The sequence below is a fragment of the Dyella flava genome (assembly GCF_016904955.1).
GTDB classification, from domain to species: domain Bacteria; phylum Pseudomonadota; class Gammaproteobacteria; order Xanthomonadales; family Rhodanobacteraceae; genus Dyella_B; species Dyella_B flava.
In genome coordinates this window covers 339519-354872 of sequence record NZ_JADIKE010000039.1, presented here as the reverse complement: position 1 = coordinate 354872, position 15354 = coordinate 339519, and the positions used below count along the sequence as shown (strand labels likewise).

The 15354-nt window shown below is 60.8% G+C and carries 16 protein-coding genes; 8 read left to right on the top strand and 8 right to left on the bottom strand.

The window, feature by feature from the left end; translation table 11 throughout:
- Entirely contained in the window at window positions 1-1320 is a 1320-nt protein-coding gene (rimO, locus tag ISP19_RS19940) for a 30S ribosomal protein S12 methylthiotransferase RimO (RefSeq protein ID WP_204684156.1), read from the bottom strand.
- A gap of 105 nt (window positions 1321-1425) precedes the next feature.
- On the opposite strand from rimO, the gene ISP19_RS19935 reads away from it, so the two are divergent.
- Window positions 1426-2100 (top strand): dienelactone hydrolase family protein, encoded by a 675-nt coding sequence (locus ISP19_RS19935; RefSeq protein WP_204684155.1) that lies wholly within the window; start codon window positions 1426-1428, stop codon window positions 2098-2100.
- The gene (locus tag ISP19_RS19930; protein WP_204684154.1) at window positions 2097-2519 is read left to right on the top strand and encodes an HIT domain-containing protein; all 423 of its coding nucleotides are present in this window, start codon (window positions 2097-2099) and stop codon (window positions 2517-2519) included. The genes ISP19_RS19935 and ISP19_RS19930 overlap by 4 nt, the downstream gene beginning before the upstream one ends.
- Window positions 2520-2708: 189 nt before the next feature.
- Here ISP19_RS19930 and ISP19_RS19925 read toward each other — a convergent pair whose 3' ends face one another.
- The 3 genes from ISP19_RS19925 to apbC form a co-directional block, all read right to left on the bottom strand.
- Window positions 2709-3227 carry a hypothetical protein gene (locus ISP19_RS19925; RefSeq protein WP_204684153.1) on the bottom strand — a complete coding sequence of 173 codons (519 nt, stop codon included), beginning with the start codon at window positions 3225-3227 and terminating at the stop codon, window positions 2709-2711.
- Window positions 3228-3311: 84 nt separating this feature from the next.
- On the bottom strand, window positions 3312-3878 hold the full coding sequence (dcd, locus tag ISP19_RS19920) for a dCTP deaminase (protein WP_204684152.1): 567 nt from the start codon (window positions 3876-3878) through the stop codon (window positions 3312-3314).
- Window positions 3879-4132: 254 nt separating this feature from the next.
- Window positions 4133-5227, bottom strand: a complete 1095-nt coding sequence (gene apbC / locus ISP19_RS19915; protein WP_204684151.1) for an iron-sulfur cluster carrier protein ApbC — start codon at window positions 5225-5227, stop codon at window positions 4133-4135.
- Window positions 5228-5382: 155 nt separating this feature from the next.
- On the opposite strand from apbC, the gene ISP19_RS19910 reads away from it, so the two are divergent.
- From ISP19_RS19910 to nth, 4 genes are all read left to right on the top strand, one after another.
- Window positions 5383-5844 (top strand): DUF2147 domain-containing protein, encoded by a 462-nt coding sequence (locus ISP19_RS19910; protein ID WP_204684150.1) that lies wholly within the window; start codon window positions 5383-5385, stop codon window positions 5842-5844.
- Window positions 5845-6082: 238 nt separating this feature from the next.
- Complete coding sequence (metG, locus tag ISP19_RS19905; RefSeq protein WP_204684149.1) at window positions 6083-8179, top strand: methionine--tRNA ligase; 2097 nt, start codon at window positions 6083-6085, stop codon at window positions 8177-8179.
- A 111-nt stretch (window positions 8180-8290) separates the two neighbouring features.
- The gene (locus ISP19_RS19900) at window positions 8291-8893 is read left to right on the top strand and encodes an RnfABCDGE type electron transport complex subunit B (RefSeq protein ID WP_204684148.1); all 603 of its coding nucleotides are present in this window, start codon (window positions 8291-8293) and stop codon (window positions 8891-8893) included.
- Window positions 8890-9528 carry an endonuclease III gene (gene nth / locus ISP19_RS19895; RefSeq protein ID WP_204684147.1) on the top strand — a complete coding sequence of 213 codons (639 nt, stop codon included), beginning with the start codon at window positions 8890-8892 and terminating at the stop codon, window positions 9526-9528. Before ISP19_RS19900 ends, nth begins: the two co-directional genes overlap by 4 nt.
- Window positions 9529-9637: 109 nt before the next feature.
- Here the strand turns inward: nth and ISP19_RS19890 are convergent, their stop codons facing one another.
- Window positions 9638-11182 (bottom strand): SulP family inorganic anion transporter, encoded by a 1545-nt coding sequence (locus tag ISP19_RS19890; protein ID WP_379945901.1) that lies wholly within the window; start codon window positions 11180-11182, stop codon window positions 9638-9640.
- Window positions 11163-11846, bottom strand: a complete 684-nt coding sequence (locus ISP19_RS19885; protein ID WP_204684145.1) for a carbonic anhydrase — start codon at window positions 11844-11846, stop codon at window positions 11163-11165. Before ISP19_RS19885 ends, ISP19_RS19890 begins: the two co-directional genes overlap by 20 nt.
- Here ISP19_RS19885 and ISP19_RS19880 point away from each other — a divergent pair.
- Window positions 11845-12012 carry a hypothetical protein gene (locus tag ISP19_RS19880; protein ID WP_204684144.1) on the top strand — a complete coding sequence of 56 codons (168 nt, stop codon included), beginning with the start codon at window positions 11845-11847 and terminating at the stop codon, window positions 12010-12012. The genes ISP19_RS19885 and ISP19_RS19880 overlap by 2 nt on opposite strands.
- Here the strand turns inward: ISP19_RS19880 and ISP19_RS19875 are convergent.
- Window positions 12005-12376, bottom strand: coding sequence for a hypothetical protein (locus tag ISP19_RS19875; protein ID WP_204684143.1), 372 nt, complete (start codon window positions 12374-12376; stop codon window positions 12005-12007). The two genes, ISP19_RS19880 and ISP19_RS19875, sit on opposite strands and share 8 nt — an antisense overlap.
- Before the next feature lie 201 nt (window positions 12377-12577).
- Complete coding sequence (locus ISP19_RS19870; RefSeq protein ID WP_204684142.1) at window positions 12578-14278, bottom strand: hypothetical protein; 1701 nt, start codon at window positions 14276-14278, stop codon at window positions 12578-12580.
- 386 nt (window positions 14279-14664) lie between these two features.
- On the opposite strand from ISP19_RS19870, the gene rnt reads away from it, so the two are divergent.
- On the top strand, window positions 14665-15294 hold the full coding sequence (rnt, locus tag ISP19_RS19865) for a ribonuclease T (protein WP_379945808.1): 630 nt from the start codon (window positions 14665-14667) through the stop codon (window positions 15292-15294).
- The last annotated feature ends 60 nt before the right edge of the window (window positions 15295-15354 follow it).

The following is a 15354-nucleotide window of genomic DNA, read 5'->3' as shown; positions in this document are numbered from 1 at the left end:
TCAGTTGATCAGGCTGGCATGCAGATCGTGTTCGTCCGCCGCCTCAACCATCACGTCAACCCACTGGCCAGGCTTCAGCGACTGGCCATTGGCAATGCGGACCACACCATCGATCTCCGGCGCATCGGCGGCCGAACGCGCCACCGCACCGTCGACACCCGCCTCGTCAACCAGCACCTTGATGGCACGGCCAATCTTGCGTTGCAACTTCGCCGCGGAGATCTCTGCCTGCACGGCCATGAACTGCTCAAGACGATCTTCCTTCAGCTCCTCGGAAACCGGATCGGGCAATTCGTTTGCCTTGGCCCCTTCCACCGGCGAATAGGTGAAAGCGCCTACGCGATCCAGTTCGGCTTCACGCAGGAAGTCGAGCAGTTCTTCGAATTCCGCATCGGTTTCGCCGGGGAAGCCGACGATGAATGTGCTGCGCAAGGTGAGATCCGGCACCAGCTTGCGCCAGTTCTGGATACGCTCCAGCGTCTTGTCGATATTGCCCGGGCGCTTCATCAGCTTGAGGATGCGTGGGCTCGCATGCTGGAACGGGATGTCCAGATACGGCAGGATCTTGCCCTCCGCCATCAGCGGCATGATCTCGTCCACATGCGGATACGGATAGACGTAGTGCAGACGTGTCCACACACCAAGCTGAGACAAACCTTCGCATAGCTCGGTCATGCGCGTGCGGTAGCTCTTCTCGCGCCACATGCGCTCGGCGTATTTCACGTCGACACCGTAGGCGCTGGTGTCCTGCGAGATCACCAGCAATTCCTTCACACCGCCCTTGACCAGCCTTTCAGCCTCGAGCAGCACTTCATCCACCGGGCGCGATACCAGATCACCGCGCATCGACGGAATGATGCAGAAGCTGCAACGATGATTGCAGCCTTCGGAAATCTTCAGATATGCGTAGTGTTTCGGTGTCAGCTTGATGCCGGTATCCGGGATGATGTCCAGCAGCGGATTGCGCTTGGGCGGCAACGCGCTATGCACCGCGCTCATCACACTGGAATAATCCTGCGGCCCGGTAATCGCCAGCACGTCCGGATACGCTTCGCGAATCAGCTCCGAGCGCTTGCCCAGGCAACCGGTGACAATCACCTTGCCGTTCTCATGCAAGGCTTCGCCGATCGCATCCAGCGACTCCTGCACGGCGGCATCGATAAAGCCGCAGGTATTCACCACTACCGCATCTGCGGCGTCGTAGCTGGGCACGATCTCGTACCCTTCGACCTTCAGCTGGGTGAGGATGCGCTCGGAATCGACCAGCGCCTTGGGGCAGCCGAGACTGACGAAGCCGATTTTCTGGGAGGTCTTTGACATCGCCCTGACTACCGTAAACACGCGGGAAACCGTCAATTATACGCCAGACCAGCCGACCCGGCCCGGCCGCTAAACTGGCCGAAGTTTCCGTTAAGGGAGGGTGCGATGGGCAAGGCGATCAATATTCCCACCAGCGGCACCCAATGCATCGGGGCCTATCTGGCTGAACCGCAGGGCAAACCCAGGGGCGGCATCGTGGTTATCCAGGAGATTTTCGGCGTGAATGCGCATATCCGCGCGGTGGCGGATCGCTTTGCCGCCGCCGGCTATGCCGCTGTCGCACCGGCTTTTTTCGATCATCTGGAAACCGGCATCGAACTCGACTATACCGACGCAGGCCTGCAACAGGGACGGCTGCTGGTGGGCGAGCTGGGCCTGGATCGGGCGATAGAAGATGTGGCCAGCGCGGCCGAAGCGATCGCCTCCGCCGGCAAGATCGGCACCGTCGGCTATTGCTGGGGCGGCACCGTCGCCCTGCTCTCGGCGATCCGGCTTGGGTTGCCGTCCGTCAGCTATTACGGCGCGCGCAATGTGCCGTTTCTGGGTGAACAGCCCAAAGCGCCGGTGATGTTCCACTTCGGCGAGGACGACCCATCCATTCCACCCGAGACCGTTGCCAGGCATCGCCAGATGCTGCCGCAGATGGATGTCCATGCCTACGCTGGTGCAGGCCACGCCTTCAATCGCGATATCGACCCGCATCACTATCACGAAGCCAGCGCCAAATTGGCCCAGCAACGCACCATGGCTTTCTTCGACAAATATCTCGCCCACGCATGAGAACCATCGATTTCGCACTCGATCCGCGCCTGCAGGCCGATACGCACCCCGTCGCATCACTGCCACTGTGCGACGTGCTGCTGATGAACGACGCCCGTTACGCGTGGCTGATCCTGGTACCACGCCGCACCGGTGCGGTGGAAATAGTGGATCTGCCCACTGCCGCGCAGCAGGAGCTATGGCAGGAGGTCAATCAGGTCGCGACGGCACTGCGCGAATCCGCGCCTTGCGACAAGCTCAATATCGGTGCGCTGGGCAACATCGTGCGTCAGCTGCACGTGCATGTGATTGCACGCAAGGAAGGTGATGCAGCGTGGCCAGGGCCGGTATGGGGACATGGGCGCGCGGAGCCTTATCAGGAAGCTGCGCTGCAGGCGCGTGTGGATGCGCTGCGTGGAAAGCTTGCCAGCACACACTGATCCACACTCAGTCTGCTCATCTCAGCAAAGCCTTATCGTCGCGGCAACCGAGGGGATTTTCGGATCAAGACACTGGGCCCCGGCCTTCGCCGGGACGACGGCTTTGAAGCATGAAGCTGCTCGCGACTAAAAGCAAAACACCCGCGCAATGCGCGGGCGTTTCGGCAAACATCGGCAAACTCGAATCCGTTATATGCCGCCGGGCAGACCGCCGGGCTGGCCACTGGGAACATCACTGGGACTGCTGCCGGCCTCCTTGCCCTTCTGCTCATCACTTTCCTGCACCGGCGCGTGGTAATCCTCCAGCGCACGGGCCTTGGTTTCGAGCGGGTTGATGCGCGCCAGCTTGCCGCCGTCGTCGTAATAGGCGACAAAACCGTAATCGAGCTGCAGACGCGCCAGGTACTGCAGATGCTGCTTGCGGATCCCGGAATCATCGCTAGGCACTAACAATACGGTCTTGGGCAACCGGCCGGTGTCCTTCAGATAAGCGAAGTGGCTGCCGGTATCCAACGCGGAAAGCACGGCGCCATCGATCAGAAACTGACCGCTCTTGTACGCCTTGATCGTCATGTCGAACTGACTTTGCGTCTGTACGGTCGGGATCGTGTCTTTGGTTGCGCCGCGATGGCAACCGCCAAGCACCAGCAGGCTGCCGAACAGAAGCACGGCAGCGCCGCGACTCGGCAACGTGGAAGTACGGATCATGCGGATCTCCTGCAAATATTCGGTGAGGCGTGGCAGAGTTTAGCGCCGCCCCGTAAAGGTGGATGAGATGACTGAACCCTGCGTTCAGGTCCGCGGCAAGGTCACGCCCTGCTGGCCCTGGTACTTGCCACCGCGGTCCTTGTAGCTGGTTTCGCATTCCTCGTCGGACTCGAAAAACAGCATCTGCGCGACGCCCTCGTTGGCATAGATTTTGGCAGGCAGCGGTGTGGTGTTGGAAAACTCCAGCGTCACATGGCCTTCCCACTCCGGCTCCAGCGGCGTGACGTTCACGATGATGCCGCAGCGCGCATAGGTGCTCTTGCCCAGGCACACCGTAAGCACCTGGCGCGGAATACGGAAATACTCCACCGTACGGGCCAGCGCGAAAGAGTTGGGCGGAATGATGCAGACATCCGCCTGGACGTCCACGAAGCTGGTCGGGTCGAAAGCTTTCGGATCGACGATGGTGGAGTTGATATTGGTAAAGATCTTGAATTCGCGTGCACAGCGAACGTCGTAGCCGTAGCTGGACGTACCGTAGGAAACCAGCCTGTTGCCATCGCGCAGCTTGACCTGGCCTGATTCGAACGGCTCGATCATGCCGTGCTGATCCGCCATGCGGCGGATCCATTTATCGGATTTGATACTCACGCGGACTCCGGTGCTCCTGGAATGCGCCAGGCTCCCCCGGGCGCAAAGCGTCAAAAATACATGGTCTGACGGCCACTGTGCCAGTCGGCTACCGCCCATCTTGGCTGGCGTTAAGGCATGCCGGTACCGTGCGCAGCTCCAGACGGCGTTCCGGGCTCGCAAGGATCTGCGCAGCACCGGCTGGTCCGGGCATGCCGGGCCGCGGACCATTCAGTCCACGGGCTCTTGCAGCGGCGCGGCACGCCATGCGCCGCTTATGCGGCAGGCGTGCCCTGCACGATGATCTTGCCGAGCCCCAGCGATTTATTGCGCGGCTGGCGCGACAGCCGGCCGGCCGTGTTGCGGGCGATGTCGCGGTAGCGCGCAGCCAGATCCGAATCGGGCATGGCCGCCACGGTCGGCGTACCGCCATCAGCCTGCTCGCGAATGCGGATATCCAGCGGCAACGAGCCCAGATACGGCACGTGATATTGCTCGGCCATGCGCTCGCCGCCACCGGCACCGAAGATGTGTTCTTCATGGCCGCAGTTCGTGCAGATATGCGTGGCCATGTTCTCCACGATGCCCAGCACCGGCACTTCCACCTTCTCGAACATCTTCAGCGCCTTGCGCGCATCGAGCAGGGCGATGTCCTGCGGCGTGGTGACGATCACCGCACCGGCCACCGGCACCTTTTGCGAAAGCGTGAGCTGGATGTCGCCGGTGCCCGGCGGCAGATCGATGATCAGGTAATCGAGCACGTCCCAGCGTGTATCGCCGAGCAGCTGCATCATGGCCTGGGTGACCATCGGACCGCGCCAGATCATCGGGGTTTCCTCGTCGACCAGGAAACCGATCGACATGGCCTGCAGGCCATGCGCAGTCATCGGCGTGATGCTCTTGCCATCCGGCGATTCGGGTTTGCCGCTGATGCCGAGCATGCGCGGTTGGCTGGGACCGTAGATGTCCGCGTCCAGGATGCCGACCTTCGCCCCTTCCGCCGCCAACGCCAGCGCCAGATTGGCCGACACGGTGGACTTGCCCACCCCACCCTTGCCGGAGGCGACGGCAATGATGTTCTTCACATTGCCCAACGGCGCCAGCGTGCCCTGCACCTTGTGTGCATGGATGCGGCTACTGATGGAGATCGCGGCTGAATCAATGGCCGGATCCGCTTCCAGCGCCTGCTTCGCTTGCGAGGCCAACGCCTCGCTCGCCCCGGCGGCCGGATAGCCAAGCTGAATATCCACCGACACCCTGGCGCCATCCGCGCCGACGGCACGAACGGCTTCGGCCAGCGGGCCGCCGGTATGGGGATCGATGAGGTCGCCAAGAATCCGGCGTACCAGGGCTTCATTCGCCTGCGTCATGAGAAAGGAGTGGCTGTAGGGATCGTCAATTATGCCAGCACGGCTTCCCTGGCTCGTAGCGGAGAACGCGTCGCGGTCGGTTTGCGCAATGCAACTTGACCCACCCGGAGCAGCTGGGCAGGCTCCCCATACGCCAACGTAGGGAGCGCTTTACGATGAAACACCTGTCCAAATCGAAGCTGCCGCAATTCGCCTTCGCCGCCTGCCTATTGCTCAGCTCCGCCGTAGCCTGGGCCGCCACCGACACCCCGGTAGGCACCTGGCAACAGGTGGACGACCAGACCGGCAAGGTGAAGTCGATCATCCAGATCACCGACAACAACGGTGAGCTGCAAGGCAAGGTATTGCAGGTTCTGATTTCAGAAACTGGCCCGCACCCGGTCTGCACGAAGTGCGAGGGAGACAAGAAAGATCAGCCGATCGAAGGCATGACCATCATGTGGGGTGTCCACAAAGATGGCGATGTGTGGGATGGCGGCAAGATCCTCGATCCGAAAAGCGGCACGGTCTACAAGGTCAAGCTGAGCATATCCAACGGTGGACAGAAACTCGACGTGCATGGCTACGTCGGCTTCTCGCTGCTCGGCCGCAGTCAGGTCTGGATCCGCCAGCAGTAGTTGCCGTTGTCGTGCGCAACACTCGCTTGATCTGATTTCAGCCTGCCTCACCGTCACCGCAATTCGCTTGAGTGACGGTGAGGTCATCGGCATTCCAGGCAGATCAAACCGAACAGGCAAAACCTCGAGCAGGACAGGCTTGAGGCAGGCTGGGTTGGCATACTGCGCCAACCCTTGATCACAAGGACTCGTTGCCGGTCGTGCCATAATGCGCAGCTCTCCAGCCTGCGCCGAAGCCATGTCCCGACGCCTACTCGTTACCCATGCCCTGCCCTATGCCAATGGCCCGCTGCACCTCGGCCATATGCTGGGTTATATCCAGACCGATATCTGGGTCCGTGCACAGCGGATGATGGGCAACGAGGTGTATTTCGTGGCCGCGGACGATGCCCACGGTACGCCGATCATGCTGGCTGCCGAGAAGGCAGGACTTTCGCCGGAAGCGTTTATCGAAGGCATCCGTGCCAGCCATGAGGCGGACTTTGCCGCCTTCCATTTCAGCTACGACAATTACTACACCACGCACTCGGACGAGAACCGCGAACTGGCGTCGCTGATCTACACGCGTCTGCGCGACAGTGGCTACATCGCCAAGCGCAGCATCCAGCAGCTGTTCGACCCGGACAAGCTGATGTTCCTGCCGGACCGCTACATCAAGGGCACCTGCCCGAAATGCGGTACGCCGGATCAGTACGGTGACAATTGCGAGAATTGCGGCGCCACCTATGCGCCGACCGATCTGATCAATCCGTATTCCGTGGTATCCGGTGCAACACCGGTACTGCGCGATTCGGAGCATTACTTCTTCGAACTGGGCAAGTTCGAAACACTGCTGCGCGATTGGTTTGGCGGCAAGCTGACTCACGGCGCACCGGTGGCCAATCCAGGCGTCGTGGCGAAGCTGAAGGAGTGGCTGGACGGCGGCCTGAAGGACTGGGATATCTCGCGTGATGCACCCTATTTCGGCTTCCCGATTCCTGACGCGCCCGGCAAGTTCTTCTATGTATGGCTGGATGCGCCGGTAGGCTATCTCGCCAGTTTCCTCAACCTCTGCAACAAGGCCGGACTGAAGTTCGACGACTTCCTGGCGCCGGACAGCGATGCAGAGATGCATCACTTCATCGGCAAGGACATCATCAACTTCCACGGCCTGTTCTGGCCCGCCATGCTGCATGGCGCGAAGCTGCGCACGCCGACCGCGCTGCATGTGAACGGCTATCTCACGGTGAACGGCGCGAAGATGTCCAAGTCGCGCGGCACGTTCATCCAGGCGCGGACCTACCTGGATGCGGGCCTGCATCCGGAATTCCTGCGCTACTACTTCGCCGCCATGTTGAGCGACACGCCGGTGGATGTGGACCTGGACCTCAAAGCCTTTGAGGAACGCGTCAACTCGCACCTGATCGGCAAATGGGTGAACATCGCCAGCCGCACCGCGGGCTTCGTGCACAAGTTCTTCGACGGCCGCCTGGCAGCGCAGTTCTCGGAAGAACAAAACGAATTGTGGCGCGTGCTGATCTCGCATTACGAAGGCGTGCCCGCGCTGTATCAAAGCGGCGAGTTCGCCGAAGCCATGCGCCGGTTCGTGCTGATTGCCGATCTGGTCAACGGCCATATCGCCGCCAAGGCGCCGTGGGCGATGGCCAAGAACGAAGATCAGCGTGAAGAACTGCACCAGGTCTGCTCGTTCTCGCTGGCCGCGTTCCGCTTGCTCGGTGGCCTGTTGAAGCCGGTGCTGCCCGTCACGGTGGAAGCCGCCGAGCAGTTCCTGGCCGCACCGATCGCTGATTTCGATTCGGCCTGCGCCACCTTGCACAATCACACCATTCGCGCTTTCGAGCCACTGCTCTCGCGCATCGATCCCAAGCACATCGAGGCGATGGTCGAAGCTTCGAAAGAATCAATGGGCACCACGCCGGAGCCCGAAAGCGCCGCCAAGAACCCCGCCAAGAAAGACAGCCAGCCGATGACCGAAAACACTGCCGCCGCCACGCAAGACACCGCCACCATCGGCATCGACGATTTCGCCAAGCTCGACCTGCGCGTAGGCAAGGTGCTGGCCTGTGAATTCGTCGACGGCTCGGACAAGCTGCTGCGTTTTGAACTGGATGCCGGTTCGCTCGGCAAGCGCCAGATCTTCTCCGGCATCCGCGCCGCATATGCCGAACCGGAAAAGCTGATTGGCCGCAATGTGGTGTTTATCGCCAACCTTGCGCCGCGCAAGATGCGCTTTGGCCTGTCCGAGGGAATGATTCTTTCCGCGGGTGACGGCGGCAGCGACTTGTTCCTGCTGGATGCAGATAACGGCGCGAAACCAGGCGCAACGGTACGCTAAGACGCTTTACCCTCTTTCCCCTCCGTGGAGAGAGCCTGCCACGGACTTGATCCGGGGGTTGGAGTGAGGGGCCAATCTGGCGAAAGATTTGCAGGATCAGCCACAACCGCGATGACCACGCTAGCCGACCGCATCGACGCCCTGCTGCCGCAAACGCAATGCGAACAATGCGGCTACCACGGCTGCCGCCCGTATGCAGAGGCCATCGCCGACGGCGAGGCCGAGATCAACCAATGTCCACCTGGCGGCAGCGAAGGTATTGCCAAACTCGCCGCACTGCTCGGGCGCGCGCCCATGCCGCTGAACCCCGACAACGGCGTGGAAAAACCGCGCACCCTGGCACGCATCATCGAAGCCGATTGCATCGGCTGCACCAAGTGCATACAGGTATGCCCGGTCGATGCGATCGTCGGTGCCAACAAGCTGATGCATACGGTGATCGCAGATGATTGCACCGGCTGCGAACGCTGCGTACCCGCCTGCCCTGTTGATTGCATCGTGCTGGAACCAATGCCGCTTGCGCAGGCCGATGATCCGTACCACGCCGACCTTGCACGCCGGCATTTCCAGCGCCGCGAAGTGCGCCTGGCCGCACAACAAGCCCAGCGCGAAGCCGAACTCGCGTCGCGCAAAGCGCAAGTTCACAGCGCCAGCCAGAACGTGCTGGACGCGCTTGCACGCGCCAAAGCCAAGAAACAGGAGCCCAAAGCGTGAAGAAAGCGGATGTGATCGAACTGTTCACGCGGCTGCGCGAACTCAATCCGCGCCCCACCACCGAATTGGTCTACACCACGCCGTTCGAATTGCTGGTGGCCGTGGTGCTCTCCGCACAAGCGACCGATGTCGGCGTCAACAAGGCCACGCGCAAGCTCTACCCGGTTGCCAACACCGCGCAGGCAATGCTTGATCTTGGCGAGGAAAAGCTGAAGCGATATATCAGCACCATCGGGTTATTCAACGCCAAGGCCAAGAATGTCATCGCGCTTTGCCGGATCCTGGTCGAGCAATACAACGGTGAGGTACCGAATCATCGCGAAGCGCTCGAAGCCCTGCCTGGCGTTGGTCGCAAGACAGCCAACGTGGTGCTCAATACCGCCTTCGGCCATCCCACCATCGCAGTGGACACCCATATTTTCCGGGTCGCCAATCGCACCGGCCTGGCGCCGGGCAAAGATGTACGCGCGGTTGAAGACAAGCTGGAAAAGATCGTGCCACCAGAATTCAAGCAGGACGCGCATCATTGGTTGATCCTGCATGGGCGCTATGTATGCAAGGCACGCAAGCCAGATTGTCCGCAATGCGTGATTCGGGATCTTTGCCGGTATAAAGAAAAAACGTCCGCCAATTAATCCGTCGCTGCACGGCAATGCCAACGACCTGCACGTTCGCGGCTTAGCTCAAGCACGCCGTCGCCCCGACCCTCGCCAGGACGACGGCGTGAAGTATCACTGCCAATGGCTATGCTGCTTGCCGTGTTCCTTCCACACGCCGCTGTAAGGCAGACCAGTCCACCACGAGCTCGCTACCGCGAGCAGGCGCATGACGCCCCCAATCGGCCAGCAACTCCAGGCAAGCCTGATCAACATGATTGAGGCGGTCCAGCTCGAGCATTAGCCGCGTATTTGGCGGCACGCGCTCCAACACACGCGCCAGCGCCGGTACTTTGAGGAAGGTTGCGGATCCATCGAGCCGAAGCCGACTGGTACCCGGTTCGGCGTGCTGATCCAGGCCTATCCGCAGCTGCGAGAACTGCCAAACCAAACGCAACAGGGACAAAGCAAACCCGATCAACACACCCGTAAGCAGGTCCGTAGCCACGATGGCGAGGGTTGTCACCAGATAGATCAAGGCCGTACTGCGACCGTAAGCAGCAAGTGCCTTCATCTGCTTGAGGTTCACCATCTTGATGCCCGTAAAAACCAGGATGCCGGCCAGACAGGCTACTGGCGTCATACGCATCAGCCACGGCAACAGCATCGCGAACACCAGGATCCAGCCACCATGCATGATCGTCGCCATGCGTGTCGCCGAACCGGCTTGCACATTGGCCGCACTGCGCACGATAACGCCGGTCATCGGCAAGGCGCCCAGCACGCCGCAGATCAGATTGCCCACGCCTTGCGCAGTCAGCTCCCTATCGTAGTGGGTACGCGCGCCGCCGTGCATGCGATCGACCGCGGCGGCCGAAAGCAGGGTTTCCGCGCTTGCGATCAATGCAAAAGTCAAAGCGGCCAACAGCAGTGACGGCTGCGACAAGGCAGCAAGGCTTTCGAAAGTCGGCAACGATATCGCTGCAAGCAGATTCGAAGGCACTTCGACCTTTTTCACATCCGCACCCAGCCACTGCACCGTCGCCGTCACCGCGACCACGGCGAGCAACGCGCCCGGCACGAAGCGTAATGACGGCGGCCGCAGTTTTTCCCAGCCAAGCATGATGGCGATCGTCGCCAGACCAACCAGTAACGCCACCATGCTGCCGGCTCCACCACTCATGGCATCCATCAGGGCGCCTGGTAAAGCCGCAAAGTTTTCCAGTCCACGCGCCTTGGGCAGGGCGTCGATGAGCACATGCAACTGCGAAGCGACAATCAGGATGCCGATACCCGACAACATGCCCGCCACCACGGCGGGTGAAATCATCCGGAACCACACGCCTACCCGGCCCAGGCCGGCAACGATCTGGATCAGGCCGGCCAACAGGACCACCGGCCCAAGCGCAGCCACACCGTGTTCGCGCACCAGCTCGAACACCAGCACCGCCAAACCTGCGGCGGGACCGCTGACCTGCAGAGGCGATCCGGAAATCGCCCCTACTACCACGCCGCCGACAATGCCGGTCACCAGACCGGCTGCCGGCGGCATGCCTGACGCAATGGCGATACCCATGCACAAAGGCAGCGCCACCAGGAACACCACGATGGACCCGAGCAGATCGCGACTGAACCATCCCCGTGAAACATATCCTCGTATCACGACACGCTCCTCAGGCAACCGTTGTGGCAGCGGCGGCGAAGCGCAGGTGCGGCGTCGCCTCAGGCAAGTAACCGGCGTTCGACTCGATCTCGACGAAGCACCCTCGCTGCGCATCGAACGCCTCCAGCCGCGCATGGGCAATGTCATAAACCCAGCCATGAATGCTGAGGCTGCCGCCCGCCAACGCTGCGGCCACTACCGGTAGCGTGCGCAGATGTTCGAGCTGGCCGACCACGTTTTCGCGTGTCAGGCATTGCAGGCGTTCGTCATCCGGCAACCCTTCGGTGTTCTGTTCCACAACATAGCGCGCGACTTCGGCATGCTTGAGCCACGCGGCCACCGATGGCATGCCGCGGACCAGTTCCGGTTGGCGCAAGGCCTTCATGGCGCCGCAATCGGAGTGGCCACAGATAACGATGTGCTCGACTTGAAGCACTTTCACCGCATATTCGATGGCAGCCACCACACCGCTGACGTGCTGGGCATACGGCGGCACGATATTGCCGATATTGCGATAGACAAACAGCTCGCCCGGCTGGGTGGTAAACATCATTTCGGGCATCACGCGCGAGTCGGCGCAGGTAATGAACATGGTGCTGGGGCTCTGGCCCGCTGCAAGCTTCTTGAACAAGTCGCGTTGCTGCGGAAAGACCTGATGACGAAAGTGCTCAAAACCAAGGATCAAACGCTTCATGGAAAACCTCACGATGCAGGATGTCGCGGCGGTCGACGCCGCCGTTCGAAATAGGGATGCGATAAGCGCAGGCATGGGCATGCGGATGCGTGATCGCCGCGCGTCGAGGCGCTTATCGGTTGATCAGGGACATGGCGGCGATTACGCCGCCCAAGGCATCAGGTGAAGCTTGGAGGCCGCAGCGGGGATTTGACAGGCGCGGGATGCAGTGAAGCATCGGCATTCAAGGGTGCGGCAGAGGGCAAATAATCCAACCGTACGCGCACAGAAGACGGCAAGACCAGCTCGTCATCGGCATCGTGATCGTCGACAAAAGCACCGGAATCATCACCCGTAATGGCTCGCTGCAAGCTGCCATGCCCGTTTGTCGCATGAATATCGACCGAAACCGTCAAGCATGGCGCCGTGTCATGCAACAGCGCCGTTATCCGCGCGTGAGCACTAGTCGCCACGTGGCTGCTCATCAGCAATAACGCGATGAGTGCGCAGAAGGTCAGAAGGATGGAACGCTTGCGGCGAACTGACGACATGCGCACAAGCTATCGGATCACGATGCCGCACTGCAAGACAAAACAGCCATGGCTATCCATGCCCGACATGGCATCCATTCACATTGCCGCGCCTCGCCTACACGAAACGCAAAAAACAAACGGCGGGCATAGGCCCGCCGTTTTCCATCCTTAGGTCGAACTCCCTTCCGATATTTGTTGCTGCTATCTGCTTTCCACCGATTAGAACGGGTAGTAGCGGAAGCTGGTGAAGACCATGTTGTCCGGCGCGGTCGGAGCATTGCCCTTGCTGTCCGTGAACAGCTGGCGCGTTGCATGCGAGAACTGCGTACCGAACTGCACGCGGCCGAACTTGCCCTGGTAGAACTTCCACCAGAAACCGAGCGTCTGTTCGGCCACCTGACGGGTCTGACCCGTGCAATCGGTCGGCGCACCGTAGATCAAGCAATCGCTGTTGTTGTAGCCGAGCAGCGCAGAACCGTAACCGAAGTCCTTGCCGTTGGCGCCAGCGGTAATGTAGCTGTCTTCCTGCTCACGGCCAGCGGAAGCGTACACATCAAGCGCAGCGGAGGCGTGCCAGGTCAGCGTACCGAGCGCCATGTTTTCCTTCAGCGGATGCGGGCCACCAGCCGGATTGAGCGTGATGTCATTGAGACCAGCCGTACCGTAACGGCCAATGCCCTTACCGCTCATGCCCGAAAGCTGCAGATCAAGCACCTTCGGAACCAGCGGCAGCAACATGCCGATACCAAAGCCGCCGCCATGAGCCGTGTCGTTGGAGGTGGCAGTGGGGCCGCCGCCAGCGGTCGTCGGCGTGACGCGGGTGGTGAATTCACGCGACAGGCCAAAGACCTCGTAATGGCCCCAACCCGGATCTGCCGCAAACTTCACGATAATGTCCGGAACATCGTTGAGCGATACGGTGTTGAGCGTGTCATACAGGCTGCCGGCCTGGACCGTCGCCGTCGACGTTGCATATCCCTTGGTACCCGGACCAGCCACGGCGCCGACGCCTGCGGTCTGCGGATTTTCCACCGAGATACCCAACCACCACATCTTGTCCCAGTCCTTCACGAGGCGGATCTGAGTCTGGCGAGCCCAGGTGAAGCCCACCTGGTATTGGGCGTCGATGGTGGGCGGCAGCACTTCCTTCGTCGGAGTGATGCCCACGCTGTCGAGGGTCAGCAGCGACCAAGCCTGACCAGCCAGCAAGTGCAGGCCGTAGTTGTCCCAATCGATGCTCGACCACAACTGACGCGTACGCAGGTTGAACGAGTTGCTCTCGTTCATGTTCGCCGTCTGGGCGCCACCCAGGAAGTCCATCTCGTAGTAGCCCGTCACGTGCGTATCGTCGTTGATATCGCCTTCGGCCTTGATCGACAGGCGGCTCTGGCGCGCGCTGTAGAGGAACTGGTCATTACGCGCATTGGTGACCGGATAGGTCGTGGTCGCGCCGCTGCTGGTGTTGATCGGCGCGGTGCTCGTACCACCCTCAAACGGGATAGCCGTGAACTTGGTGTCCACGTCATCAGCGGTGTCGCGTGTACGGTACGCCGATTCAGCCGCCAGGAAGCCGCCGAAGGTCCACTTCACGCCGCCGGAGCCGCCCAAGGTGTCGCCAAGCTTGGTCGCAGCGGTCTGCGCCGTCTGCTCAGCCTGCTGAACCTGCGCCTGCGTAGCCGCAACCTGTGCCTGGGTAGCCTGCACGGACTGAGCCGTCTGCTGCTGCGCCTGGTTCTGCGCGGCAGACTGCGACTCGAGATCCTGAACCTTCTGCTCCAGTGCGGCGATCTCCGCCTTCATCTGCTGCAGTTCGGCAGCGCTGACGGTCACTTTCTTGGTGGACGTCTGAGCATGAACAGCTGTAACGCTGGTCAAGCCCAAACCGGCAGCGATGGCCACCGTGAGCATCTTGGAACGCATGTAATTGTCTCCGCTTTTATTGATGAATCCACCTGGCGTCTCTGGATTCCCCTGGAGGCGGCCGGCGGGTTGGGCGCATCATCGGGCGGGAGCTTTACCGTTAGATGGATGTTATGTGACAGAACGAAGACAAAAACATACGGTTAGGCTTTTAGGAGTGAGTGGAGAGGAGTGAGAAGTGAGAGGGGCTCCCACGTCCCTCTCCAGTTACGCCTTGTTTTTAATATGTCTGCCTGATGGAGCAACTTAATTAAGAGCCCCGCCCCCGGAAAAGACAGCACCCGCGACAAAGCAGGCTTTTCTCTCTCTTCTCACTCCTCTTAACTAACTCCTCGCTCTTGTATGCTTGCAAGATGGAGCAACTCAATAACAGCCTTGCGGCCCGAATGGCCGATCGTTTCCGCGGCTTCCTGCCGGTGATCGTGGATGTGGAGACCGGTGGATTCGATGCCGAGCGCGACGCACTGCTGGAAATCGCCGCGGTCACCATCGGCATGGACCAGGAGGGGAATCTCTACCCTCACCCGGTGGTGTCCACTCATGTAGAACCCTTCCAAGGTGCCAATATCGATCCACGGGCGCTGGAGATCACTGGCATCGATCCGGAAAACCCGCTGCGCGGTGCACTGGAGGAACGGGCCGCCCTTGACCATATCTTTCAGGCTGTGCGTCTGGCCGTAAAGCAGAACGAATGCCAGCGCGCCATCCTGGTCGGGCATAACGCGGCATTCGATCTTGGCTTTCTTAATGCTGCCGTGCGCCGGGTGGGTCACAAGCGCAATCCGTTTCATCCGTTCAGCTGCTTCGACACCGCCACGCTGAGCGGCCTGGCTTACGGGCAGACCGTGCTAAGCAAGGCCGTGCTTGCCGCGGGCTATACATTCGATTCGCGCGAAGCGCATTCGGCGGTCTATGACGCAGAGCGCACTGCGCTGCTTTTCTGCCGCATCATCAATCGGTTGCGCACCCTGGAAGTGCTTGAGCTGGAGCGCGTGGGAACGATGCTTCCCGAGTAGCAAAACCTCAAGAATTTGCGACTGTCATGAGGCTGCAATATTCATCACATCTCATTGCAA